Raw genomic sequence first — 22,123 nt, forward strand, 5'->3', positions numbered from 1 at the left:
GCCTGTTTAGAATGGAACGAGTGAAAGCAAGGAGTTATATCGGAGTGATGGTTGCGGTGGTGCTCGGTGTGGCCGCCGTCGACCAAGCCGTGAAGGCACTGATGCTGTCCATCCTCACGGAAGGCGAAGCCCTACCGGTAATCGGTGACTGGTTCCGCTTCTACCTTCTTTTTAACCCCGGCGCGGCCTTCTCCATGGGAGGGGAAGGCTCGACGTGGCTGTTTACCACTATCCAACTCGCCTTCGTTGTTGGTGTAGCAATCGCCGCCCCGCGCATTCATGACAAGTGGCAGGCCATCGGGCTGGCGATGATCGCCGGCGGCGCTCTGGGCAACCTCATCGACCGCCTCGTGCGCGAGCCAGGGTTTTGGTTCGGCCACGTGGTGGATTACATCTCCGTGGGCAGCTTCGCTGTTTTCAATATCGCGGATGCGGCCATTACCTGTGGAGTCGTGGTCTTCATCATTGCGATGTTCTGGGCGGAGATGCACGAGAAAGCTGAAGAAAAGGAAACGGGGGGAGAGTAATGCGCGAAAGCCGTAGGTTGCCGGTGCCCGAAGGGCTCGATGGCATGCGCGTGGATGCCGCCTTGGCCAAGCTCCTGGGCATTTCCCGCGCCCGCGTGGCCCAGCTGTGCACGGCGGGTGACGTGGAAATCGACGGTGCGGCCGTGGGCAAGTCCGAGCGCTTAAGCGCCGGTGGCTGGATCGACGTCATGATGCCAGCGCCCGAGGAGCCGCTCATCCCCAAGGAGGAGCTGGTGGAGGGCATGGATGTCCTCTACGCGGACGAGGATGTCATCTGCGTGTTCAAGCCCGTGGGGGTGGCCGCGCACCCGACTTTGGGCTGGGATGGGCCCACCGTCATCGGCGGGCTGCGGGCGGCGGGCTATGCGCTTGCCGACGCCGGCCCTACCGAACGCAAGGGCATCGTCCACCGCCTCGACGTGGGAACCTCAGGCGTCATGGTGGTCGCAGCTAGTGAGCGGGCCTACTCGCAGCTCAAGAACGCCTTCCGCGAGCGCACCGTGAAAAAGACCTATCACGCCGTGGTCCAGGGCCTGCCCGATCCCATCGTCGGCACCATTGATGCGCCTATCGGGCGTCATCCTTCCGCGGGCTGGAAGTTTGGGGTCATTGATGACGGCAAGCCGGCGGTGACGCACTACACGCTGCTCGAGGCCTTCCGCGAGGCCAGCCTCCTTGAAGTCCACCTGGAGACCGGCCGCACCCACCAGATCCGCGTGCACATGTCCGCCACGGGGCATCCCTGCGTGGGCGACCCGATGTATGGCTGTGATCCGAACCTGGCGAAGCGCGTGGGGCTTAACCGCCAGTGGTTGCACGCGGTCGAGCTCGGTTTTACCCACCCCGGAACTGGCAAGTGGTTTGAATGCACCGCACCCTACCCGGACGATCTGAAGCACGCCGTGGAGGTATTGCGCGGATGAGCCCGCAGCGGAGCACGCGCCAGCGCATCTACCGGCGCCGCCGTGCCGCGGCGTTGGTGCTGCTGGCCGTGCTGGCGCTGGTGGTGATTGTCCTGTTCGGACTCCTTGGCACGCAGCCTCGCTCGGCGTTGCAGGGAGACCAGCTGGGCCCGGATGGAACCGAGACTGCCTCCGAGTACCGCGAGCGCGCGGAGGCCTCGCTAGCGCAGGCGGATAAGCCAGCCTATGCGCTGGTGGGTTTTACTAAGCCGCTGAGTCCGCACGACGTCTCTGAGGCTCTGCAACCAATCCAGCGGATGGATGCCATCGTGATTGGGCTGGCCGCTCCTATCGCTGTTCCCGAACCCGTCTCAGGAGCCGAGCGCGCCGACGTCATCGAGGCGGTGTTGGCGCGCGTGGATGAGCAAGCCGGTGGCATGGGGGAGGAGGCGCCGACGGAGGTCGACGCCGTCGTGGTCTATTCCGAAGGGAGTCAGTTGCGCGCACTCGCCTCCGACCCGCGGGTCGATACCGTGGAGGTTGCCCCCGACGATGCCGCCTGGGGATCCTTCGGCGTGCGCCCGCCCGCTAACGTCGGACAGAACGAGAACCGCTGCAACAGTCAAGGAGAAGACATGCGCTTGTTTCCGAACACCTCTACGTGGCCGCCGAACTACCGCTTTGCCTACCTCTTGATGTGGGCGGGCGCTTTCATCGCCTCCGGAGCTGCCATCGCGCAAGGGATCTGGGGTGCGGACAAGCTCACCTTCGGCATTCTCGTCGTGGTGGCCATCTACTGCATCGCCATGGCCATCCTCATGCCGCGGTGGGCGCTGAACGCACGCGAGGAATCCGCCCGGCGCGCCCAGGCTAAGCAAGCGCGCGAGGAGCTGAAGCGCCGCTAGTCCTCTGCGGTGGCGCGTGATGCGTCGGCGGGGTGGAGGCGGGCGCGGCGTCGAGAAGCGCGGCCCATGCGCACCAAGTCTGCAAGGTAGATGATCACCGCAACCCAGATGATGGCAAAGCCAATCCAGCGTTCGGTGGACATGTGCTCCTGGGTCACGAACAGCGCCCACAGCATCTGCATGATGGGGGTCATGTACTGCAGCATGCCGAGGGTAGACAGGCGCAGGTGCTTAGCACCCTGCGCGAAACACAGCAGCGGTAGGGCGGTGACGAGGCCGGAGGTAATCAGCAGTGCGACATGCCCGGGGCCTTCGGTAGCAAAGGTGGATTCGCCCTGTGCCTGGAGGTAGCCCAGATAGATGAGCGCGAAGGGGAGCATGACAATCGTTTCCGCGGCCACCGACCCCATGGAGGAGACCGTGATGCGCTTTTTAAGCAGGCCGTAGATACCGAAGCTGAAGGCTAGGGCCAGTGAGTAGTAGGGGGCCTGACCGGTCATGAAGGTCAGCCACAACACGGCGATGAAGGCGATGCTGACCGACGCCACCTGCGCCTTCGTCAGCTTTTCCTTGAGGAAGATGATTCCTAGGGCCACGGAGACAAGCGGGTTGATGAAGTAGCCAAGTGCGGCATCGGCCACGTGGTCGCTGTTGATGGCGATGACGTAGGTTCCCCAGTTGATGGTGATGGCCACGCCGCAGGCGAGCATCCACCCCCAGGTGCGCAAGCTGAACGCGCGTAACTCGCGCCAGCCGCCGGTTACCAAGAGCATTGCGGTGACAAGAACCGCGGTCCACACGATGCGGTGGGCCAAGATCTCGAAAGGGCTGGCGGGGCGCAGCAGCGGGAAAAACGCCGGGAAGAAGCCCCACATGAGATAGGCAGCAATAGTGTAGAACATTTAAGAAAATGTACCTCAGCGAGGACCTACGGGCGAAGTTTGACGGCCCCGCTAAGATGAGCCGCATGGCCAAAAACTCCTCCTTCGTCCACCTGCACAACCACACCGAGTTCTCCATGCTGGATGGCATGGCCAAGGTGGATATGTTGGCGGATGAGGTGGTTCGCCAAGGAATGCCTGCCGTCGGCATGACAGACCACGGCAACATGTATGGCTCCAATGCCTTCTACCAAAGGATGACGAGCGCTGGCGTGAAGCCCATCATCGGCATCGAGGCCTATCTTGCGCCCGAGTCACGCTTCAACAAGAAGCGCGTGCTGTGGGGAACCCCGGACCAGAAGCGCGATGACGTCTCCGCTTCCGGTGCCTACCTGCACCAGACCATGCTGGCGGAAAATGAGACCGGCCTGCGCAACCTGTTCACGCTGTCCTCCCTGGCCTCCTATGAAGGCCAATTGGGCAAGTGGCCGCGCATGGACGCGGAATTGATTGCCGAGCATGCCGAGGGCATCATCGCCACCACCGGCTGTCCGTCGGGTGACGTGCAGACCCGCCTGCGCCTGGGCCAGTTCAATGAGGCGTTAGAGGCCGCCGCTATGTGGCAAGACATCTATGGCAAGGACAACTTCTTCTTGGAGCTCATGGACCATGGGCTGGACATCGAGAAGCGCACGCGCGATGGCCTGTTGGAAATCGGCCGGAAGCTGGACCTGCCGCCGCTGGTGACCAATGACTGCCACTACGTGCTGGAAACCCAAGCCCCCGCGCACGAGGCGATGCTCTGTGTGCAGACCGGCAAGACGTTTATGGACCCGGACCGTTTCAAGTTCGACGGCACCGGCTACTACATCAAGTCCGCCGCGCAGATGCGTGAGCTGTGGGACCATATGGTCCCGGAAGCCTGCGATAACACTCTGTGGATTGCGGAGCGCGTGCAAGACTACGGCAAGATCTGGGAGGAACATACCCACGACCGCATGCCGATTGCCGACGTCCCCGAAGGCCACACCCCAACCTCCTGGCTGACCCATGAGGTAATGGAGGGACTGAAGGATCGCTTCCCCGGTGGGGATGTGCCGCAGGAGTACATCGACCGTGCTGAGTACGAGATCAGCGTCATCGATATGAAGGGCTACCCGTCCTACTTCCTTATCGTGGCCGAGCTTATTAAGCACGCGCGGTCCATCGGCATTCGCGTTGGTCCGGGCCGTGGTTCGGCGGCCGGTGCGCTCGTGGCCTACGCGCTGACGATTACCAATATTGACCCGATCGAGCACGATCTCCTCTTCGAGCGATTCCTGAACCCGGAGCGCCCCTCCGCGCCGGATATCGATATCGACTTCGATGATCGCCGCCGCGGCGAGATGATTACCTACGCCGCCGAGAGGTGGGGCGAGGACAAGGTGGCGCAGGTGATCACCTTCGGCACCGTGAAGACGAAGCAGGCTATTAAGGACTCCGCGAAGGTCCACTTTGGCCAGCCCGGCTTCCAGATGGCCGACCGCATTAACGGCGCTCTGCCACCGGCCATCATGGCCAAGGACATCCCGCTCGCCGGCATCATGGACCCAGAGCACGAGCGCTATTCGGAGGCGGCCGAGGTCCGGCAGATGATTGAGACCGACCCGGACGTCAAGAAGATCTACGAGACCGCCCGTGGTCTTGAGGGCGTGGTCCGCCAAGCCGGCGTGCATGCGTGTGCCGTGATTATGGCTTCGGTGCGCCTCATGGACCACATTCCGATGTGGAAGCGCCCCGCCGACGGCGCCTACATCACTGGCTGGGATTACCCGGCCTGCGAGGCCATCGGCCTGCTGAAGATGGACTTCCTGGGCCTGCGCAACCTCACCGTGATCGGTGACTGCCTGGAGAACATCAAGAAAAACCGTGGCGAGGAAGTCCACCTCGAAGACCTCCACGCCGATGACCCGAATGCCTCAAAGGTCTATGACCTGCTCTCGCGCGGCGATACCCTGGGCGTGTTCCAGCTGGACTCCGGCGGCATGCAGGAGCTGCTCAAACGCATGAAACCGACGGGCTTCAAAGATATTGTGGCCTCGCTGGCGCTCTATCGCCCGGGCCCGATGGGCGTGAACGCGCACTGGGATTACGCGGACCGCAAGAATGGGCGCAAGGAAATTACTCCGATCCACCCTGAACTGGAGGAGCCGCTCAAGGAAATCCTCGATGAGACGTACGGTCTCATCGTGTACCAGGAGCAGATCATGCGTATCTCGCAGAAGGTGGCGAACTACACCGCCGGCGAGGCAGACGGCTTCCGCAAGGCCATGGGTAAGAAGAAGCCCGAAGTCTTGGCGCAGCAGTACGACAAGTTCTGGGGCGGCATGAAGGACAACGGCTACTCCAAGGAAGCGATGGACGCTTTGTGGGGCACCATCGAGCCCTTCGCCTCCTACGCGTTTAACAAGTCGCACGCCGCAGGCTACGGCTTGGTGTCCTTCTGGACGGCCTACCTCAAGGCCTATTATGCGCCGGAGTACATGGCTGCGCTGTTGACCTCGGTGGGTGACAAAAAGGATAAGTCCGCCATCTACCTGGCCGACTGCCGCCACCTGGGCATCCGCGTGCTCTCCCCGGATGTCAATGAATCGGTGGAGACTTTCCAGGCCGTGGGCGATGATATCCGCTTTGGCATGGGCGCTATCCGCAACGTCGGTGGGGACGTGGTGGATTCCATCGTGAAGACCAGGCGGGAGAAAGGTGCCTATACGTCCTTCTCCGATTACCTGGACAAGATTGAGCTGGCGGCCTGTTCGAAGCGCGTCACCGAATCCCTCATCAAGGCCGGTGCCTTCGATTCTTTGGGGCATCCGCGCAAGGGACTCATGCTCATCCACGAAGATGCCGTGGATTCGGTGCAGACGACGAAGAAGGCGGCCGACAAGGGCCAATTCGATCTCTTCGCCGGCTTTGGCGGGGAGGAAGGACAAGGCGAGTCCGTCTCCGCCTTCGCCATCGATATTCCGGACGAGAACTGGGACCGCAAGCACGAGTTGGCACTGGAGAGGGAAATGCTGGGCCTGTATGTCTCCGGCCACCCGCTCGACGGATTCGAAGAAGCCCTCAACGCGCAGACCGATACCCCGATTACGAAGATCCTCAACGGTGAGGTGGGCAATGGCCAAGAGCTGGTGATTGGCGGAATCATCTCGGGTGTTGACAGGCGCTTTTCCAAGCGTGATGGCTCGCCCTGGGCTATCGTCAGCATGGAGGATCACAATGGTGCACAGGTAGACATCCTCGTGTTTAACCAGGTGTATTCGTTGGTGGCCGCGCAGATCGCGGAAGATAACATCATCCTGGCCAAGGTGCAGGTGAAGATCCGCGATGAGCGCATGTCCCTGTTCTGCTCTGATATCCGCATCCCCGATCTTGGCCCCGGCAACGGTGCCGGCCTGCCGCTGCGCCTGACCATGCGCACGGATCAGTGCACGATGGACAACATTGCGCGCCTCAAGCAGGTCCTGGTCAACAACAAGGGCGAGTCGGATGTGTACCTCACGCTTGTCGACGGCGAAGAGTCCACCATGATGGTCCTTGGTGAGCATTTGCGTGTGGAGCGCTCCAGTAATCTCATGGGTGATCTCAAGGCGACGATGGGCGCCGGCATCCTCGGGTGAATTTATCTTCGCTTTCGCTATGGGTAGACGGGCCTTGACAGCTAGGCTAGACAGCACAGTCTAGAAGAAAGGAACCCCGTTTCCCATGGTCAATAAGATTCGCACCACCCACGTTGGCTCGCTGCCGCGCACCAAGGAGCTGCTGGAGGCAAACCTCGAGCGCTCCGCAGGCACCATCTCCGATGAGAAGTTCCACGTGATTCTGGAACGCTCGGTCGCAGACGTCGTTAAGCGCCAAGTCGATCTCGGCATCGACATCATTAACGAGGGCGAGTACGGCCACATCACCTCCGGCGCCGTGGACTACGGCGCGTGGTGGAACTATTCCTTTACCCGCCTGGGTGGTCTGACCATGACGGACAAGGACCGCTGGGAAATCGGTGACAAGATTCGTTCCGAGCCGGGCAAGATTCGCCTTTCGTCGATGAAGGATCGCCGCGACCGCGCCCTTTTCGCCGAGGCCTACAACGACCCGGATTCGGGAATCTTTACCGGCCGCAAGAAGGTGGCCAACCCGGAGTTCACCGGCCCGGTTACCTACATTGGCCAGGAACAAGTCGAGGCAGACGTGAAGCTGCTTGCCGACGCCCTGCCAGAGGGCACCGAAGGTTTCGTCGCCGCCCTGTCCCCGGGTGCTGCGGCGCGCTTGCCTAACAAGTACTACGAGGATGAGACCGATCTCGTGCGTGCCTGCGGTGAAGCGCTCAAGGTGGAGTACAAGGCCATCACGGATGCTGGCTTGACCGTGCAGTTCGACGCCCCGGACCTGGCTGAAGCCTGGGACTCCGTGGTCCCGGAGCCGACGGTTGAGGACTTCCAGGCCTTCCTACGTGAGCGAATCGATGTGCTCAACGAGTCCATCAAGGACATCCCGCGTGAGCAGACTCGTCTGCACATCTGCTGGGGTTCCTGGCATGGCCCGCACGTGACGGATATTCCGTTCGAGGACATCATTGAGGAGATCCTGCAGGCCAAGGTCGGCGGATTCTCCTTCGAGGGTGCCTCGCCGCGTCACGCCCACGAGTGGCGCTTGTGGAAGGACCACAAGTTGCCGGAGGGCACCGTCATTTACCCGGGTGTGGTTTCTCACTCCACCAATGCTGTGGAGCACCCACGCTTGGTAGCAGACCGTATCATCCAGTTCGCTGAACTGGTCGGCCCAGAAAACGTGATTGCATCGACGGACTGTGGTCTCGGCGGCCGTCTGCACCACCAGATCGCGTGGGCCAAGCTGGAATCCCTCGTGGAGGGTGCGCAGATTGCCACCGAGGAGCTGTTCTAAGCAGCGAGCGGCCTTGAACCAGCGAGCAAACTAAATAAACGCGCGAACCGAGCAGGTTCGCGCGTTTAATTTTTGGTGGGGAGGCGGTTACTTCGCAGCAGCTTTCTCGCCTTCCTTCTTCTGGGAGTTATCCCAGTAGAAGCCGTGGCTCTTGAGGAAGGCGCGCAGACCATCGAGAACGGATGGGTCGAATTGTGCGACCACGGTCAGCGCATTAATAGCGACGGCGACCAGAGCGATAATGCCGCCGACCCACGCAAAGACCTCTTCGGCTGTGTCATTGGGGCGGGCGGACTGTACCCATTCGGGCATCTCGTCCCATTCCTTCTCCAACTCGGCGTCCTTTTCCGCTTGGACGCAGTCTGGCTCTGCTGGCATGCCAGAGGAACCATAACCGTTAAGGATGCCGAGCCCCAGCTCCTGCGGCCCCATGAAGGAAGAACCTGCGGTGCCATCAGCCACCGCCTGCTCGTGCTCCTCACGCGCCTTGTGCACAGCGTCCGCACATTCCTTGGAGAGATCGGAGGTGTCGATGTGACCGACGTTCATCGAGCTTCCACCGTTGGGGCCCTGAGAGCTTCCGCCACTAGAGCTTTGGCTCTGGGAGGAAGCGGAGGACTGGCTGCTCTCAGCGGATTCTGCGGCTGTGGCCAACGGAGTGACCAGGGCCATCGTCGTCGCGCACACTGCGATAAGGGAGGTGGAAAGGCGCATAATCAGGAATTCTCCTTGAAAGAAGGTGCGAAGGGGGTGCGAGAAAAAAGGGGCTAGCTTGTCCTAAGCCCACTTCAATGTAGCAGTCCGCCCCGAGGGAAAGTAGGGATTACAGGAACTTCTCCAGATGCTCGCGCAGCGGTGCCGGGGCAAGGCTGAGGACTGTTTCGCGGACACCCGGAGCGTTCAGCAGGCCGACTGCGGCAGCCACCGCAGCGATGACACCGATGACAGAACCGGCGATGATGCCCGCGGTGGATGAGTGAGAGCTGTGGGTATTCTTGTCCTCGTCGTCCTTGTCACCGGTAGAGTCCTCGTCGTCAAGCAAATCTTCAACAGAGTAGACAGTGGTGGTTCCGGAGACTTCGTTGCCCACGATGAGCAGGTGCTCGCCGTTGGGGGAGTCGGCTTTATCGACGAAGGCGAAGCCCTCCGGGCCCAAGTCACCGGCAGCGGCGAACTCATCGGTGGAGAAGTCGCGGTTGTTGACGTAGGTGACGAAGGAGGCATTGGCCGGGTCGGTGACGTCATAGACGAAAACGCCGCCGACGCGCTCGGCGCCAACGAAAGCATAGGTGCGATCCCCAACCTTGCCGATTGTCAGGGCCTCCGGTTCAGGGCCCTTGTTGTCAGATCGGTCATCAAACTCGGCCGCTTCGTTGTCGGCGTTGTGGTGGAACACTCCCGGTTCATTCAGCTCAGCGGTGATCTTTTCAAAATCGCTACCGGAGTCGAAGACGACCGTGCCGTTGGCATCGTAGATGCTAAAAGACCGGGAGCCGTAGGCATAGAGTTCATCGAAGCAGCCCTTCTCTTCATTCCAGCCGGAAGCAGTACTCAGCTTCAGGTTGCCGGCCTGTTTCTTATCGGCGAGGTCTTCCGCAGAGACGTCGCCCAGCGCGCCCTCGCACACCTTGCCGTCCTCGATGAGGTCCTTGAGCTCGACTTCATCGGTGTAGACGCCGGAACCACCGTCCTTTTCCTTGACACCCCACTCGCGGGCATCGCCTTCGTTCGCGGTAGCAAAGTAGGTCTGGCCACCGGCGGTGAAAGCGCCGATGGAATCCGGCATGGACAGCCCCTTGACCGGGATGGTGCGCAGCTCAGCCGAATCATCCTTGTTGGAGGAGTCGAGCGGCACCTGCGAGTGATCCGCAATGTGAGCCGGCAGGATCTTCTCCACGGTGGCGGATTCAATATCGATGACCCCAATGGCATTGGCCTCCTGCAGTGTCACGTATGCCTTGCCCGCCTGGGAGGAGATGTACTCCGGTTCGAAGTCAATGGAGGGCTTCGCCTCGTGCCCGGAGGGACCAAAGACGCGCACCCCCTCAGGCAGTGGCTTGCCGTCGAAAGCCGTGAAATCAGCGATGCGGGCATCCGCCTGAGCCGGCGCCGCAACTCCCGCCGGCAGCTTGATAACGGAGACGGAACCTTCTGGGTCGGCGACGTAATCGGTGCCCTCGGCGTTGAGCTCGTTCGACGGCTCGCCCTCGTTGGCCACGAGAGCGTAGCTTCCGTCCGCGGTGAGGTGGACGTTATCCGGCAAAGCCCCCACCGCCACGCGCCCCAGCTCGGCGGCGGCCAGGTCCTCGGCCGCAGCGTTGAAGAAGAGCGCCTCGCCGTTCTCGGTCTTGTCCGCCTGCTGGACGGCGGCCACAGCCAGGCCATCAGGGCGTACGGCTACGGAGTTGATCTCTTTGCCTTCACCGGCAGAAATGGAGCCGATCAAGGTGGGCTTGGCCGGGTCGGCGGCGTCGAGGACGTCGATCTGGCCCGCGTGCGCGTTAACCGTAAGGATGCGCTTGGAGGCTGGGTGGAAGGCCACGATTTCCGCGGCTGATTCTGCGTACACGCCGGACTCATAGGTGCCGATCGGCGTCACCTTGAGGTTGGCGTCTGCGGCGGAGTGCTCGATGACGTTGTCCACAATCGCGGCCGAGGATGCCGGAACGGCAAGGCTAAGGCTAGTCGCGGTCGCAGCACACACCGCGAGAGCGCGGCGGGAGAAAGAGCGAGACATTGAGAAAGACTCCTTGAAGCGGAACGAAAAAGTTTCCGAACCACCGTACGTTGCGTCCATGGTGCTTTTGGGGAACGCAGCGTTGCAAACAATCGATATCTAGGTAAACGTTGGGTGAATCGGTCGAATGCTAGGTAATGTGCGACGGGAGAAAGCTGGGGCGCTAAAATGAGCCACCATGACAAGCACCCCGCAAGACTTCGAGCCAATCCACGCCTCTGATATCCAACTGGCACAATCGCGAATTAGCTCGGAGATTGCCCCGACTCCGCTGCAGTATTGCCCGCGCCTGTCCCAAGAAACCAGCTATGAGGTGTACTTAAAGCGCGAAGATCTGCAGGACGTGCGCTCCTACAAGATTCGCGGCGCTCTGTACGGCATGTCGAACTTAAGCCAAGAGCAGCGGAAGCAGGGGATTGTCACCGCCTCTGCCGGCAATCACGCCCAAGGCGTGGCTTATGCCTGCCGCACCATGGGGATCCACGGCAAGATCTTCGTGCCGGAGCCGACCCCGAAGCAAAAGCGCGACCGCATCCTGGTCCATGGCGGTGACGTCGTGGAACTCGTGGTCACCGGCGCCAATTTCGATGAAGCAGCAGCCGCCGCACACGCGGATGCTGCGGAGCGCGGTGCCTTCTTTATCGAGCCTTTCGACGCACGCGATACCGTTACCGGCCAGGGAACCGTCGCCGCGGAAATCGTGTCCCAACTCTCGTCCATTGGTAAATCCCTCGACACCGTGGTTGTCCCCGTGGGCGGCGGCGGCCTGATCTCCGGCATCACCTCCTACCTCGCTGACATGGCCCCCCGCACCGCGGTAGTTGGCATTGAGCCGGCCGGGGCGGCGTCGCTCAGCGCTGCGTTCGCTGCCGGCGAGCCGGTAACGCTCGACACCGTCGATCCTTTCGTCGATGGAGCTGCAGTCAAGCGCATCGGTGAGCTGCCCTTCAAAATCCTGGAGGCCAATCAAGGACGCTTGCACTGGGATGTCGTCTCCGAAGGCGCCGTGTGCACTGAGCAGTTGGCGCTGTACCAGAACGAAGGCATCATCGCCGAGCCCGCCGGCGCGCTGAGCGTGACCGGTCTGCGCACGCTTAACCTGCAGCCGGGTTCGACAGTCGTCTGCGTTATTTCCGGCGGCAACAATGACGTGCTGCGCTACGCCGAAATCATGGAGCGTTCCCTAGTGCACCGCGGCCTCAAGCACTACTTCTTGGTGAACTTCCCACAGGAGCCAGGCCAGTTGCGCCACTTCCTGCAGGATGTTCTCGGCCCTGAGGATGACATCACGTTGTTCGAGTACCTCAAGCGCAATAACCGCGAGACCGGCGCGGCACTGGTAGGCATCGAACTGGGCAGCGCAGCGGGCATCGATGGCCTGCTGGAGCGCATGGAGAAGTCGAAGCTGAATTGCCAGCAGCTTCAGCCGGGCACCCCTGAGTACGATTTCCTCGTCGCATAATGCTGGAGAGCTATCAGCGCCCGGTCGCAGGAGACGTCGTCGAGCACGAGATTGAGATCAAACGCTCGCGGTTTATCACCCTCATCGGCCGCGCCACGAACGAGGCGGAAGCACGCGCGCTTATCGACGCCGCCCGCGACCGCTTTCCCGACGCCCGCCACCACTGCTCGGCGTATATCTATCACGTCGATGGCTCGAATCCGGTGGAGCGCTCCTCCGATGATGGCGAGCCTTCCGGCACCGCCGGTAAACCGATGCTTGATGTTTTGAAAGGCTCGGGGCTGCTTGATATCTGTGCAGTGGTCGTGCGCTACTTTGGCGGCATCAAGCTGGGCGCGGGCGGGCTCGTTCACGCTTATGGCGGCGCCGTGAGCGAGACGATGGAGCAGGTTGAGCATGTCACGCGCGCCTTGCGCGAGCTCTATACCGTCGAGGTTTCCCACGCGGAGGCCGGCCGGCTGGAAGCGGAGTTGCGCAACCGCGGCGTCGACATGGTGGATACCGCTTATGGCCAGGCGGTGACTTTCACCGTGTCCGTTGAGCCCGGCGGTGAGGAGAAACTCGCTGCAACGCTCGCGGCACTGACTCAGGGTGGGGTAGAGCCGAAGGAAGCCGGAACAGCCTGGGTGGAGCTTTAATGTTGCGGGCTTCTGGCTATGTAAAATAAGCCCCATGACTATGCAGCGACGCCCCAACAATCCCATTGAGCAACGCAAACAAGCCGTACGTACCCACGCACGCAACGGCGCAGTGTGTGTCGTGGGAGGCGTCGCCGGCGGCATCCTCCTGGGTTGGGCATTGACTGGTTTCTGGACCTGTATGGCCATTGGCCTCATCGTCGCCGTGGTCGGCGGCGCCTACAACTGGATAAAGATCCAGAAGATCGTCAACGAAAACCACAACCTTTAAGCGCCTATGGTGAATCAGCCCGACGGGCGGCCCGTCCGCATTGACGCCTGGGTCTGGTCCGTGCGCATGTTCAAGACCCGGTCAGAAGCTGCCGCAGCGGTGCGCGCCGGGCACGTCAAGCTCAACGGCAACGCCACCAAGCCCGCACAGCAGGTTGTCCCCGGCGACCGCGTGCGCGTGTGGCGCAACCACCACGAACATGATCTCGAGGTGCTCGCCACCGTGTCCAAGCGCGTGGGCGCTCCCATCGCGCGGACCTGCTACATCGACCACGCACCGCCGCCACCGCCGAAGGAGTTTTTACCCTCGGTTCCGGTTCGCCCGCGCGGTGCCGGCCGCCCCACGAAGAAGGAGCGCCGGCAGATCGACAAGTTCCGCGGCGGATTCCGCTAATTATTCCGGAAGTTTTTTAAGGCCTTCAGGCGCGCGTTCAGGCGACGCTTGCGATCCTTGCGGTCGCCGGCTTGGGCGGTGGCCTCGATGTGCTGGGCACCGAACTTGTTGAGCAGCAAATCGTCGATAAGCCTGACCTGGCCCGGGCGGAAGCGGTAGCGCATGGCGTCATGCACGTGGGCGATGGCGTCTTCATCGAGGAGCTGCTTGAGCTGGCTTAGACGATTGATGCCGTTGTTTTCTAAAAGCTCCGCTAGGAAGCGATAGTGCTCCGAGCGTGAACGCGGAAAGCGGTTACCCAGAATGATGGCGAGGACGCCGGGGAGGGTCTCTGCCGTGATTTCCACGTCATCGTCCGCCTCGGAGCTGGGGGCCTTGAGCGCTGCGATCTCATCGAACTGCTGGTCCGCCAACTCAATGAGGCCCGCAGCGAGCGTGAAAAGGCGATCCACCTGTGGGGATGGCGGGTTTGGTCCCTGCTTGTACCGGATATCGTGCTCAAATTCCGCCCAGGCGTGCTGCAGCACAGTGCGGATTTGAATCTCAAAGGTCCAGCCAACATAGGCTTCAAGTTCCTCAAGGGCAGCGGCACTATCTTCAGAAACCTTGAGCACTAGGTGGTGTGAGCCATAGCCAAAGCCGCCGGAAATCCGCGTTTCTGCTGCCTTGTCCACCGAGCGAAGCACTGTGAAGGTTTCCCCCAGAACTTCGAGGGCCTCCGGAATAACTGTGGAGTGGAAGACGGTAATCCGCACGCCCAAGACATCGTGGATATCCTCCCACGGAGTGGGGTACATCAGCTCGCCGTTGCCGCGACGCTTCTTTGCCTTGGCCTTCAGGGACGGCCATTGCTTCACGCGGGTAGCTACGCGGTCGAAGATAATTCCGGCGTCGTTAAGCAAGTCCTCGATGGCATCGCGGAAGTCCTGCGCCGCAGTGGGATGCGCGTGCACCCAGGAATGATACTGGTTGCTCAAGCGGGACATGGATGATTCAGCCATCGTGAAACGTGACTCCTTTCGGCCACGGCGGAAAAGTGCGGGGGTGCGTCTACACCTCCAACGGGAAGCCGTTAGCTAATACTAGCGGTTGCATGCTGAGCGGGGCTCGATGGCGCGGACGCAATTCAGCAGCGCGCCACGCTAACTCCGTGGCGCGATGCGGGGATACGTTGAACAACGCATAAAGAGTGTGCGCATCAGGCACGAGGTACGTGATGCTTCGAGCCTGGCTGAGCCTCTGAAGATGATTGTCTAGGATAACGAAAGCCTGCGGATGGGCCAACCAGGACGAGATCGTGCAGCGATGAGCACGCACCTCGAGGCCTGCCTCGGACCCCATGAAGCCGAGTTCGGCAGGGCGGGTGAAGAATCGCAGTCCCTGCTCCGTCAACGCTCGCCGCTGCAGATTCAGCGCTGCGGAATCCCATGCCTGGCGTACGGTCAAGCCCATATCATCCAGAGCGCGCTGGCTCACACGCTTGGCCTCCGTACCCGTGCCGCGCACTATGGACATCGATAGCGTGCGCGATAGCTGGAGGCTAGCAGGTGAGTCCCCAAAACCATCATCACACAGCTTAATTCCGGTCAGCTCTTCGCTCGGGCAGAGCGAGGGGAGAAGGCGATCGACGTGGAGGGAAGTGGACAGCGCGATGGTCATAAGGATTTATCTCCGTAACGGTTGGGCAGGTGCAGATTCCTTATGCTTATTGGACTGCGCTCCACGCCCACCGGTTCCCAGCGAAGAGGAGAATTCCTTTGTAATGGGGCTTATCGCGGGTGCCTTGAGGCCAATCGCGGGTTAAAACGGAGGTGCTTCATCGAGTTGAAGCTCCTCGAGGAGCTTGTCTGTCTGCCAGATCTCAATATTCTGGCCCTTGCCTTGTAGCTCTTCGGCGCGCTTTTCCTTCGACGTCTTGGTGGCCCACTGGCCCACGACGAGGATGGTGGTTTTCTTCGTGACGTTCTTGCCCACCTTTCCACCGCGCTCAGCAATCTTGGACCACAACAGACCTTTATCAAAAGGTTCGAAGTCACCAGTGAGGGTGACATTCTGGCCAAACAATGCGCCTTCTGGATCGGCGTCGGGGTTCGGATCCGGGATGGTGTCTGGCGTGGATACGGACTGCCATGGGGCCGGCCCGCGGCGCTGTGCGGACCCGGAGCTCTTCTTTTTCGCACCCGAGGTCGTCCCCGCCATGCGCGTCTTGTCGCGGAAATCCGTGCCGGCGCCTAAGTCCGCTGCAGACAACGGAGCAGTGTTGGCGCGCAGAACTGGGATGACGGACTCCTCGCTCAAGGTGCCCAGGGCAAAGTCCCGGGTGGTGAACAAGTCCTCGATGGAACCAGAGTGACCAAAGCGCTGGGCCAGAGCGCTAACAATTTCGCCGGCTGCCCGGGCATCCGCTGTGGCTTCGTGGTGGTGGAAGTCCTCGGCCCCGATGCAGGATGCGACGGTCGGAAGCTTATGGTTGGCCACGTCGATGACACCGGCGCGGGAGGCATCGCGAGCCAGGGCCAGCGAGCACGCCAAGCGAATCTCCGGAACCGGCGCCGCAGATTTCATAAGGCCGCTGCGCAAGGCCGTGGAATCGAACTGTGCGTTGTGGGCCACCATCGTGTCAGAGCCGAGGAAGTCGAAGAGCTCGGCAGCAGCATCCGCAAAGGGCGAAGCATCAGCGACGTCATCTGGCGTGATGCCGTGGATACTGATGTTGACGTCGTCGAAGTGCTCTAGGCCCGGCGGGGGAGTGCACAACCACGTACGGGACTCGGTCTCTTCGCCATCGCGGAAGCGGACCGCGCCGATCTGGCACACCGAACCCCAGTTGCCATTTGCCGTTTCCACATCGACGGCGGTGAAGTTCAATCCCTGAACACGAGTGCTGGCGGCCGGTGCTTCGCCGCGCAGGGCGGCCTCGACCGCCTGCGCGAAAGCCGCGGCATCCTGGCCGGGTGCAAAACGGATGACCGTGTCACCGGCACCACCTTCGGCACCGCTAGTGCCGTGAACGATGACCTGCCCAAAACCCGTTGCCGTCGGCTCCGTGCATTCCACGCTCGTGGCTCCAGCGAGGGAGAGACTCTCGTGGGCTGGTGCGCCGAGGGAAGAAGCAAGCAAAGAGCGGCGGAAAACAATGGCTTCGGCGGTGACATCAATGACGGCACCGTGGGCAGTGTAGGACACGGATTCCTTTCAAAGCATGGTGTTGGTGGTGGAGAGCAAGCGGTGAAGAAGCAGCCAAAGCTTCAGCTGCTTCTTGCCGAAGCAACCGATTATGCAGGTTCGTCGTTGTCGTCGAAGACCGGGGGCTCGGTCTGGCGCAAAATCAGCGTGGAGCGCGGCTGCACCATGATGGTTCCTTCGGCAGCGATCAGCTTTTCCTCGTCCGGGTATCCGCCGGAATCAGAAGTATCGACGATGAGCCGCCAGCTAGCGCCCAAGTCCTTCTTCGGCAGGGTGAACTCAATGTCCTCGTGGTGGGCGTTGAAAATCATGATGAAGGAATCATCCGTGATGCGTTCGCCGCGGGCCGTCGTTTCCGTGATGGCGTTGCCATTGAGGTAGACCATGAGGGCCTTGCCGAATTCAAAATCCCAGTCCTCCGGAGTCATCAGCTTGCCGGAGGGCACGAGCCATGCAATATCGCGGTCTTTCACCTCAGAACCAAAGGGGCCACCGGCCAAGAAACGCTGGCGACGGAACACCGGATGGTTCTTGCGGATGTTAATCAGGCGCTTAGTAAAACCGTGCATGGCGATGTTCTTTTCCTGCTCCAACATCGACCAATCGATCCAGGAAATCTCGTTGTCCTGGCAGTACACGTTGTTGTTGCCGCCCTGGGTGCGGCCTAGTTCATCGCCGTGGCACAGCATCGGGGTGCCCTGGGAGAGCAGAAGAGTGGTGAGGAAGTTGCGGACCTGGCGGCGGCGGAGCTTCTTAATTTCTTCGTCGTCAGTCGGGCCCTCCACGCCGTGGTTCCACGAGCGGTTGTGGGATTCACCGTCGCGGTTGTCCTCCCCGTTGTCCGCGTTGTGCTTTTCGTTGTAGGACACCAAATCACGCAGCGTGAAGCCGTCGTGAGCGGTGATGAAGTTAATGGATGCGGTGGGGCGGCGGCCGTTGTTGGCATACAAGTCGGAAGAGCCGGTCAAGCGTGAGGCAAACTCACCCATCTTCGACGGTTCCCCGCGCCAGAAATCACGGACGGTATCGCGGTACTTACCGTTCCATTCGCTCCAAATGGGCGGGAAGTTACCAACCTGGTAGCCGTTATGGCCCACGTCCCAGGGCTCGGCGATGAGCTTGACCTTGGAGACCACCGGGTCCTGCTGCACCAGATCGAAGAAGGTGGCGAGCTTGTCGACGTCATCCAGCTCGCGCGCCAGAGTAGACGCGAGATCGAAACGGAAGCCATCCACGCGCATCTCCGTCACCCAATAACGCAGCGAATCCATAATCAGCTGGAGGGAGTGCGGGTGGCGGACATTGAGGGAGTTACCGGTGCCGGTGTAGTCCATGTAGTGCTCGGGATTGTCATCGACCAAGCGGTAGTAGGCATGGTTATCAATACCGCGGAAGGCAATGGTTGGCCCCATGTGGTTGCCTTCGGCGGTGTGGTTGTAGACCACATCGAGGATGATCTCAATCCCTGCCTCGTGGTAAGCGCGAACCATAGCCTTGAACTCAGCCACCGCCTCACCAGGCTTCTTGGCGTAGGCGTAGTCCGCATGCGGAGCGAAGAAGCCGAAGGTGTTATAGCCCCAGTAGTTGCGCAGGTCCAGCTGGCGCAGACGGTCATCCTGGAGGAACTGGTGGACCGGCAGCAGCTCGACGGCCGTCACACCCAAGTCCTTGAAGTAGTTGATGATCGCCGGGTGCGCCATGCCGGCGTAGGTGCCGCGCAGCTCCTCTGGCACATCCGGGTGCGTCATCGTCATGCCCTTGACGTGGGCTTCGTAGATGATGGTCTCGTTATCCGGGGTATGCGGCCGGTTGTCGCCGTGCCACTCGAAGAAGGGGTTGATGACCACCGACAGCATCGTGTGGCCCAAGGAATCATCCTCGTTGCGCCCGGTGCCAGGCTCTTCAGCGAAGATATCGTAGGAGTACAGCGAGGCATCGCCGTCAAAATCACCGTCGAAGGCGCGGGCATAAGGATCGACAAGCAGCTTCGAGGGATCGCAGCGCAGGCCGTGCTCCGGTTCATAAGGGCCGTGGATGCGGTAACCGTAGCGCTGTCCGGGGCTGACGTTGGGGAGGTAGGCGTGCCAGACATGTGCAGTGACTTCAGTCAACTCAATGCGCTCTTCGCTGCCATCGTGGTCGATGAGGCAGAGCTCAACCTTTTCCGCGATTTCGGAAAAGATAGCAAAATTAGTTCCGGCTCCATCGAAGGTGGAGCCGAGCGGGGAGGGGGAACCAGGCCACACCTGGCGAGATGGCGTTAGATCAGCACGGGTCTCAGTCATGAGGCTCAGCTTAGTCAATTCTATTCGCGGCGATCGGTTCGCAGTGACTTTAAACCGGCAACCATGAGTTCCGCGGCGCGCACAGAGGTGGCGTCCACGGGCGCGGTGCCCGGAGAGGGAGAGGCCGTGCTTGGCGACGTCCCGCTGGGCGACGCCCCACTGAGCTGCTCGCGGGATTGCTCCATGAACGTAGCCCCGAGTGTGTAGTGGATCAGCGTACGAGCGGCGACGGCGATATCCTCCGGTGACGCATCGGGGGCTTCTTTCTGCAGCGTAGTTGTGAATAGCTCTTCTAAGTCAGTGCTGGCTGAAGACTCTGGGAAAGCGGCGCCAGCGATGGCTACCTCAGCTCCATCGCGCCAGCGGCGCAGCTCCCGGTGCAGCGAGCTGACCAACTCCGCCGTGGTTTCACCCGCGACGGGGGAGAGGATCTCAGCGGTCATGGCGGCGATGAGCGATTGCTTGTTAGCTACATGCCAGTACAAGGCGCCGGGAGCCACGTCGAGGTTGGTGGCGACGCGGCGCATGGTGACGTCGGCAAGCCCGTAGCGGGTCAAGAGTTCGAGGGCGGTGGAAACGATAGCGTCGCGAGATAGATGCACACGACCAACTCTACGCGGCGCAAGAAACCCCTAGTGGGGCTCACAGGAAGCTTCAAGGTGTAAAATATGATTTCTTCAAACAGCCCTTGTTAGGGTTGTCGGAGATGCCCAAGGGCAACCACCACGCCTAGCGTGGATTCACCTATCGCTCTCTATTTAATTTGAGGAGTTATCCCTTGTCCTTTTTGACACCTGCCAAGAAGTCCCTCATCGCTGTTGCACTCGTTGCACCGCTTTCCTTGGCTGCTTGTGGTTCCGATGATGAGAACGCAGGCGACACCGCTTCCTCTGCGGCAAAGACCACCACGACGACGAAGTCCAAGGAAAAGACGTCTGAGAAGAAGACGGAAGAGAAGACTTCTGAGGATAAGAAGGAGGGGGAAGAGAATAAGGACGGTGAGAGTGCTGCTCCGAAGCCGGAGGGAGAGAATCCTGAGGGCGGCGACCAAGCCGTGGCCAACCCCTTCGAAGAGGGCGCTGACCCGTTCCAGAACATGCCAAAGGTTGAACCGGTTCAGGGCGAGGCCGCAAGCCAGGAGGATATCGACGGTATCAACACCCTGGTACGTGGCATGTATGAGCAGCAGACCATGCGCTCCTTTGTGAAGTACCTTCCGGAGCACACCTGCGCGGCCGTGCGTAATGATCCGAACTCCGGCCTCGACCAGGTGGACTACAACCAGGTCCCGGATGTGCCGATGAACCAGCTCAAGGACATGATGGCCGCAGCCGGCCAGGACACCTCCCAGATGGAGGGCTTCGACTGGTCCAAGACCGGCGTTGAGTCCATCAACGATGTCGTGGTTAACGGCGATGACGCCTCTGCGACCGTGAACGTCAATACCAGCCAGGGCATGGATAGCTCCACCATGCGCTTCAAGCGCGAGAACGGTAACTGGACCTTCTGCGGCTAGAGATTATCGTGCCTGCACTGCGTGCACCTAGCTTTCATATACCCCGCGCCATTGGATTCGGCGCGGGGTTGCTCGCGTTAGCGCTCCTTGGTTTCTCCGCTGTTGGCGCTGTCTGGGGGCTGTGGCGGCCTACTCTGGAGGGCCATCGCATGGAGGATGGCGGCTATGTCCTGCGCAACGTTGCCGACGTGCAATTCGATTCTTATATCACCTTCGTGCTGATCACCGGAGTCCTCGGTATGGCCTTGGGGGCAATCGCCCACCGTTGGGGAGAGCGCTACCGTGGCGTCGGTGTGCTGCTGTGGGTGGCGCTGGCGGCTTTGGCCGGTGCGGCGTCCTTCTATGTCTTCGGCGGGGCGACGGCCACTGATGTTCCGGAGAACCCTGGGGAATTCGTGGAGTTCGTGCCGAAGTTTTCGCCCGGCATCGCGTGGCTTGTGGGACCATTTATGGCCATGTTTGTCTACTGGTCCGCGCTGTTCTTTGAGCCGCCCAGCGTGGCGCTCGAAAGTGAAACGGAAGAAAACGAGGCAGCGGTCGACGTGCGCTAGGGCCAGGCGACGGGGGAGGAGCCCACGGCATCGCGTGAAATGTCATCGATGCCGTGGAGGACGTGCTTGATGCCGCGGCCGAGGGCGGTTATCAGTTGGGCGTCGGAAAGCCCAGCGCCCGTCATGACCGCGTAATCAATGCGCACCTGCAGCCCGTCAACGTTGGAGTGGCAGAAGGCCGAGGCCGAGTGATTGTTCCGGTTCCAATCATTGCAAATGAGGAAGATCTTGGAGAACTCGCTGCCCTGTAGGTTCGGGTCCCAATGGCCTTTGATGATGAGGCTCGGGCCGGAGTCAATGGCGAAGGCAAAGAGGACGTCATTGATCCAGGCATAAACTGCTTCATCGCCATCTGATTGGAAGCGCGAAATTCCCAGGGCGGGTAAGAGGGCTTCGAGGCGGGCCGTATCTACGCTGGCGACGGGGCCGTCGAGTTCTGTCTGTTCTTCCGGGACTGCCGGGCGGGGAAGCGTGAGAACGGGGAAGTGTTTAGCCAGTTCTTCGAGGCAGGCCGCGGCGTTGTGGAGCGCTGGCACTACCGAAGCGGAGAGTTGGGCTGTCGTGGGTTTCTGGTGCACCACGAGGAAGGAGTGGCCCCACACTTCGACTTCGGTAGGGGAGGAATAGTTGAGCACGAGGTGCGGCGAGAGGCAGTCGTGGTTCCAGTCGTTGACGAACTCGCTGAGACTGGGGATATCGCCGAAACCAAGAATGCCATGGTGGGTGGTGTAGAAGCGTAGGATCGGCTCGCCCTCAGTGTCCATGAAAGCGCGGGTTTCCCCGAGCGGCGAGTGCGGGAAGAGGAGTTCGTGTGCGGACACCCGGATGCAGTCAAGGCTTTCCCGGTGCGTGAGGCGTTCGACGCGGGCAAGCAAGTCTGACGGGGTCTGGCGGTCCAGGCCGTCGGCGCCGTTGCTCATTTCGT

The 22,123-nt window shown here is 61.1% G+C and carries 20 protein-coding genes; 11 read left to right on the top strand and 9 right to left on the bottom strand.

Annotation, left to right across the window (positions count from 1 at the left end; genetic code table 11):
• The first annotated feature begins 11 nt into the window (after positions 1-11).
• From lspA to HMPREF2760_RS06015, 3 genes are read left to right on the top strand one after another with little or no spacing between them, the layout of a single operon-like run.
• Positions 12-527 carry a signal peptidase II gene (lspA, locus tag HMPREF2760_RS06005; RefSeq protein ID WP_070533290.1) on the top strand — a complete coding sequence of 172 codons (516 nt, stop codon included), beginning with the start codon at positions 12-14 and terminating at the stop codon, positions 525-527.
• A complete protein-coding gene (locus tag HMPREF2760_RS06010; protein WP_046647986.1) occupies positions 527-1,450 on the top strand; it encodes an RluA family pseudouridine synthase in 924 nt (307 codons plus the stop codon). The genes lspA and HMPREF2760_RS06010 overlap by 1 nt, the downstream gene beginning before the upstream one ends.
• Positions 1,447-2,334, top strand: a complete 888-nt coding sequence (locus HMPREF2760_RS06015) for a type II secretion system protein (RefSeq protein WP_246823633.1) — start codon at positions 1,447-1,449, stop codon at positions 2,332-2,334. The genes HMPREF2760_RS06010 and HMPREF2760_RS06015 overlap by 4 nt, the downstream gene beginning before the upstream one ends.
• Here HMPREF2760_RS06015 and rarD read toward each other — a convergent pair.
• Positions 2,331-3,236, bottom strand: coding sequence for an EamA family transporter RarD (rarD, locus tag HMPREF2760_RS06025; protein WP_070596849.1), 906 nt, complete (start codon positions 3,234-3,236; stop codon positions 2,331-2,333). The two genes, HMPREF2760_RS06015 and rarD, sit on opposite strands and share 4 nt — an antisense overlap.
• Positions 3,237-3,301: 65 nt before the next feature.
• Between rarD and dnaE the strand changes: the two genes are divergently transcribed.
• Positions 3,302-6,877, top strand: coding sequence for a DNA polymerase III subunit alpha (dnaE, locus tag HMPREF2760_RS06030; RefSeq protein WP_070596921.1), 3,576 nt, complete (start codon positions 3,302-3,304; stop codon positions 6,875-6,877).
• A gap of 85 nt (positions 6,878-6,962) precedes the next feature.
• Positions 6,963-8,159: a cobalamin-independent methionine synthase II family protein gene (locus HMPREF2760_RS06035; RefSeq protein ID WP_070596850.1), complete on the top strand. Its 1,197-nt coding sequence runs from the start codon at positions 6,963-6,965 to the stop codon at positions 8,157-8,159.
• A gap of 87 nt (positions 8,160-8,246) precedes the next feature.
• On the opposite strand, the gene HMPREF2760_RS06040 is transcribed toward HMPREF2760_RS06035, so the two are convergent.
• Together HMPREF2760_RS06040 and HMPREF2760_RS06045 are read right to left on the bottom strand one after the other, a co-directional pair.
• The gene (locus tag HMPREF2760_RS06040; protein ID WP_070565486.1) at positions 8,247-8,873 is read right to left on the bottom strand and encodes a hypothetical protein; all 627 of its coding nucleotides are present in this window, start codon (positions 8,871-8,873) and stop codon (positions 8,247-8,249) included.
• Between the two features lie 109 nt (positions 8,874-8,982).
• The gene (locus HMPREF2760_RS06045; protein WP_070596851.1) at positions 8,983-10,896 is read right to left on the bottom strand and encodes a choice-of-anchor I family protein; all 1,914 of its coding nucleotides are present in this window, start codon (positions 10,894-10,896) and stop codon (positions 8,983-8,985) included.
• A gap of 178 nt (positions 10,897-11,074) precedes the next feature.
• On the opposite strand from HMPREF2760_RS06045, the gene ilvA reads away from it, so the two are divergent.
• The 4 genes from ilvA to HMPREF2760_RS06065 are packed head-to-tail and all read left to right on the top strand — an operon-like array spanning position 11,075 to position 13,660.
• The gene (gene ilvA, locus HMPREF2760_RS06050; RefSeq protein WP_070596852.1) at positions 11,075-12,358 is read left to right on the top strand and encodes a threonine ammonia-lyase IlvA; all 1,284 of its coding nucleotides are present in this window, start codon (positions 11,075-11,077) and stop codon (positions 12,356-12,358) included.
• A complete protein-coding gene (locus HMPREF2760_RS06055; RefSeq protein ID WP_070596853.1) occupies positions 12,358-12,996 on the top strand; it encodes a YigZ family protein in 639 nt (212 codons plus the stop codon). The genes ilvA and HMPREF2760_RS06055 overlap by 1 nt, the downstream gene beginning before the upstream one ends.
• 34 nt (positions 12,997-13,030) lie before the next feature.
• Positions 13,031-13,267 (top strand): hypothetical protein, encoded by a 237-nt coding sequence (locus tag HMPREF2760_RS06060; RefSeq protein WP_070596854.1) that lies wholly within the window; start codon positions 13,031-13,033, stop codon positions 13,265-13,267.
• A gap of 6 nt (positions 13,268-13,273) precedes the next feature.
• On the top strand, positions 13,274-13,660 hold the full coding sequence (locus HMPREF2760_RS06065) for an RNA-binding S4 domain-containing protein (protein WP_070596855.1): 387 nt from the start codon (positions 13,274-13,276) through the stop codon (positions 13,658-13,660).
• On the opposite strand, the gene HMPREF2760_RS06070 is transcribed toward HMPREF2760_RS06065, so the two are convergent.
• The 5 genes from HMPREF2760_RS06070 to HMPREF2760_RS06090 all read right to left on the bottom strand — a co-directional run bounded on the left by HMPREF2760_RS06070 (position 13,657) and on the right by HMPREF2760_RS06090 (position 19,733).
• Positions 13,657-14,661 carry a GTP pyrophosphokinase gene (locus HMPREF2760_RS06070; protein ID WP_070533272.1) on the bottom strand — a complete coding sequence of 335 codons (1,005 nt, stop codon included), beginning with the start codon at positions 14,659-14,661 and terminating at the stop codon, positions 13,657-13,659. The genes HMPREF2760_RS06065 and HMPREF2760_RS06070 overlap by 4 nt on opposite strands.
• Before the next feature lie 49 nt (positions 14,662-14,710).
• Positions 14,711-15,319, bottom strand: coding sequence for a hypothetical protein (locus HMPREF2760_RS06075; protein ID WP_070565496.1), 609 nt, complete (start codon positions 15,317-15,319; stop codon positions 14,711-14,713).
• A gap of 141 nt (positions 15,320-15,460) precedes the next feature.
• Positions 15,461-16,846, bottom strand: coding sequence for a 3'-5' exonuclease (locus tag HMPREF2760_RS06080; protein WP_070596856.1), 1,386 nt, complete (start codon positions 16,844-16,846; stop codon positions 15,461-15,463).
• An 89-nt stretch (positions 16,847-16,935) separates the two neighbouring features.
• Entirely contained in the window at positions 16,936-19,131 is a 2,196-nt protein-coding gene (gene glgX, locus HMPREF2760_RS06085) for a glycogen debranching protein GlgX (protein WP_070596857.1), read from the bottom strand.
• Positions 19,132-19,151: 20 nt separating this feature from the next.
• Positions 19,152-19,733 carry a TetR family transcriptional regulator gene (locus tag HMPREF2760_RS06090; RefSeq protein WP_070596858.1) on the bottom strand — a complete coding sequence of 194 codons (582 nt, stop codon included), beginning with the start codon at positions 19,731-19,733 and terminating at the stop codon, positions 19,152-19,154.
• 176 nt (positions 19,734-19,909) lie between these two features.
• Between HMPREF2760_RS06090 and HMPREF2760_RS06095 the strand changes: the two genes are divergently transcribed.
• Both HMPREF2760_RS06095 and HMPREF2760_RS06100 read left to right on the top strand, forming a co-directional pair.
• Positions 19,910-20,647 (top strand): hypothetical protein, encoded by a 738-nt coding sequence (locus HMPREF2760_RS06095; RefSeq protein ID WP_070519931.1) that lies wholly within the window; start codon positions 19,910-19,912, stop codon positions 20,645-20,647.
• 149 nt (positions 20,648-20,796) lie between these two features.
• Positions 20,797-21,198, top strand: coding sequence for a hypothetical protein (locus HMPREF2760_RS06100; protein WP_227485693.1), 402 nt, complete (start codon positions 20,797-20,799; stop codon positions 21,196-21,198).
• On the opposite strand, the gene HMPREF2760_RS06105 is transcribed toward HMPREF2760_RS06100, so the two are convergent.
• Positions 21,195-22,118 (bottom strand): YbjN domain-containing protein, encoded by a 924-nt coding sequence (locus HMPREF2760_RS06105; protein WP_070596859.1) that lies wholly within the window; start codon positions 22,116-22,118, stop codon positions 21,195-21,197. The genes HMPREF2760_RS06100 and HMPREF2760_RS06105 overlap by 4 nt on opposite strands.
• Positions 22,119-22,123: the final 5 nt, after the last annotated feature.

Source organism: Corynebacterium sp. HMSC065D07, from assembly GCF_001810695.1.
Lineage (GTDB): Bacteria > Actinomycetota > Actinomycetes > Mycobacteriales > Mycobacteriaceae > Corynebacterium > Corynebacterium hesseae.

Coding starts and splice junctions, on each gene's coding strand:
- lspA (WP_070533290.1), top strand. CDS start 12: ATGGAACGAGTGAAAGCAAGGAGTTATATCGGAGTGATGGTTGCGGTG.
- HMPREF2760_RS06010 (WP_046647986.1), top strand. CDS start 527: ATGCGCGAAAGCCGTAGGTTGCCGGTGCCCGAAGGGCTCGATGGCATG.
- HMPREF2760_RS06015 (WP_246823633.1), top strand. CDS start 1,447: ATGAGCCCGCAGCGGAGCACGCGCCAGCGCATCTACCGGCGCCGCCGT.
- rarD (WP_070596849.1), bottom strand. CDS start 3,236: ATGTTCTACACTATTGCTGCCTATCTCATGTGGGGCTTCTTCCCGGCG.
- dnaE (WP_070596921.1), top strand. CDS start 3,302: ATGGCCAAAAACTCCTCCTTCGTCCACCTGCACAACCACACCGAGTTC.
- HMPREF2760_RS06035 (WP_070596850.1), top strand. CDS start 6,963: ATGGTCAATAAGATTCGCACCACCCACGTTGGCTCGCTGCCGCGCACC.
- HMPREF2760_RS06040 (WP_070565486.1), bottom strand. CDS start 8,873: ATGCGCCTTTCCACCTCCCTTATCGCAGTGTGCGCGACGACGATGGCC.
- HMPREF2760_RS06045 (WP_070596851.1), bottom strand. CDS start 10,896: ATGTCTCGCTCTTTCTCCCGCCGCGCTCTCGCGGTGTGTGCTGCGACC.
- ilvA (WP_070596852.1), top strand. CDS start 11,075: ATGACAAGCACCCCGCAAGACTTCGAGCCAATCCACGCCTCTGATATC.
- HMPREF2760_RS06055 (WP_070596853.1), top strand. CDS start 12,358: ATGCTGGAGAGCTATCAGCGCCCGGTCGCAGGAGACGTCGTCGAGCAC.
- HMPREF2760_RS06060 (WP_070596854.1), top strand. CDS start 13,031: ATGACTATGCAGCGACGCCCCAACAATCCCATTGAGCAACGCAAACAA.
- HMPREF2760_RS06065 (WP_070596855.1), top strand. CDS start 13,274: ATGGTGAATCAGCCCGACGGGCGGCCCGTCCGCATTGACGCCTGGGTC.
- HMPREF2760_RS06070 (WP_070533272.1), bottom strand. CDS start 14,661: ATGGCTGAATCATCCATGTCCCGCTTGAGCAACCAGTATCATTCCTGG.
- HMPREF2760_RS06075 (WP_070565496.1), bottom strand. CDS start 15,319: ATGACCATCGCGCTGTCCACTTCCCTCCACGTCGATCGCCTTCTCCCC.
- glgX (WP_070596857.1), bottom strand. CDS start 19,131: ATGACTGAGACCCGTGCTGATCTAACGCCATCTCGCCAGGTGTGGCCT.
- HMPREF2760_RS06100 (WP_227485693.1), top strand. CDS start 20,797: ATGGAGGATGGCGGCTATGTCCTGCGCAACGTTGCCGACGTGCAATTC.
- HMPREF2760_RS06105 (WP_070596859.1), bottom strand. CDS start 22,118: ATGAGCAACGGCGCCGACGGCCTGGACCGCCAGACCCCGTCAGACTTG.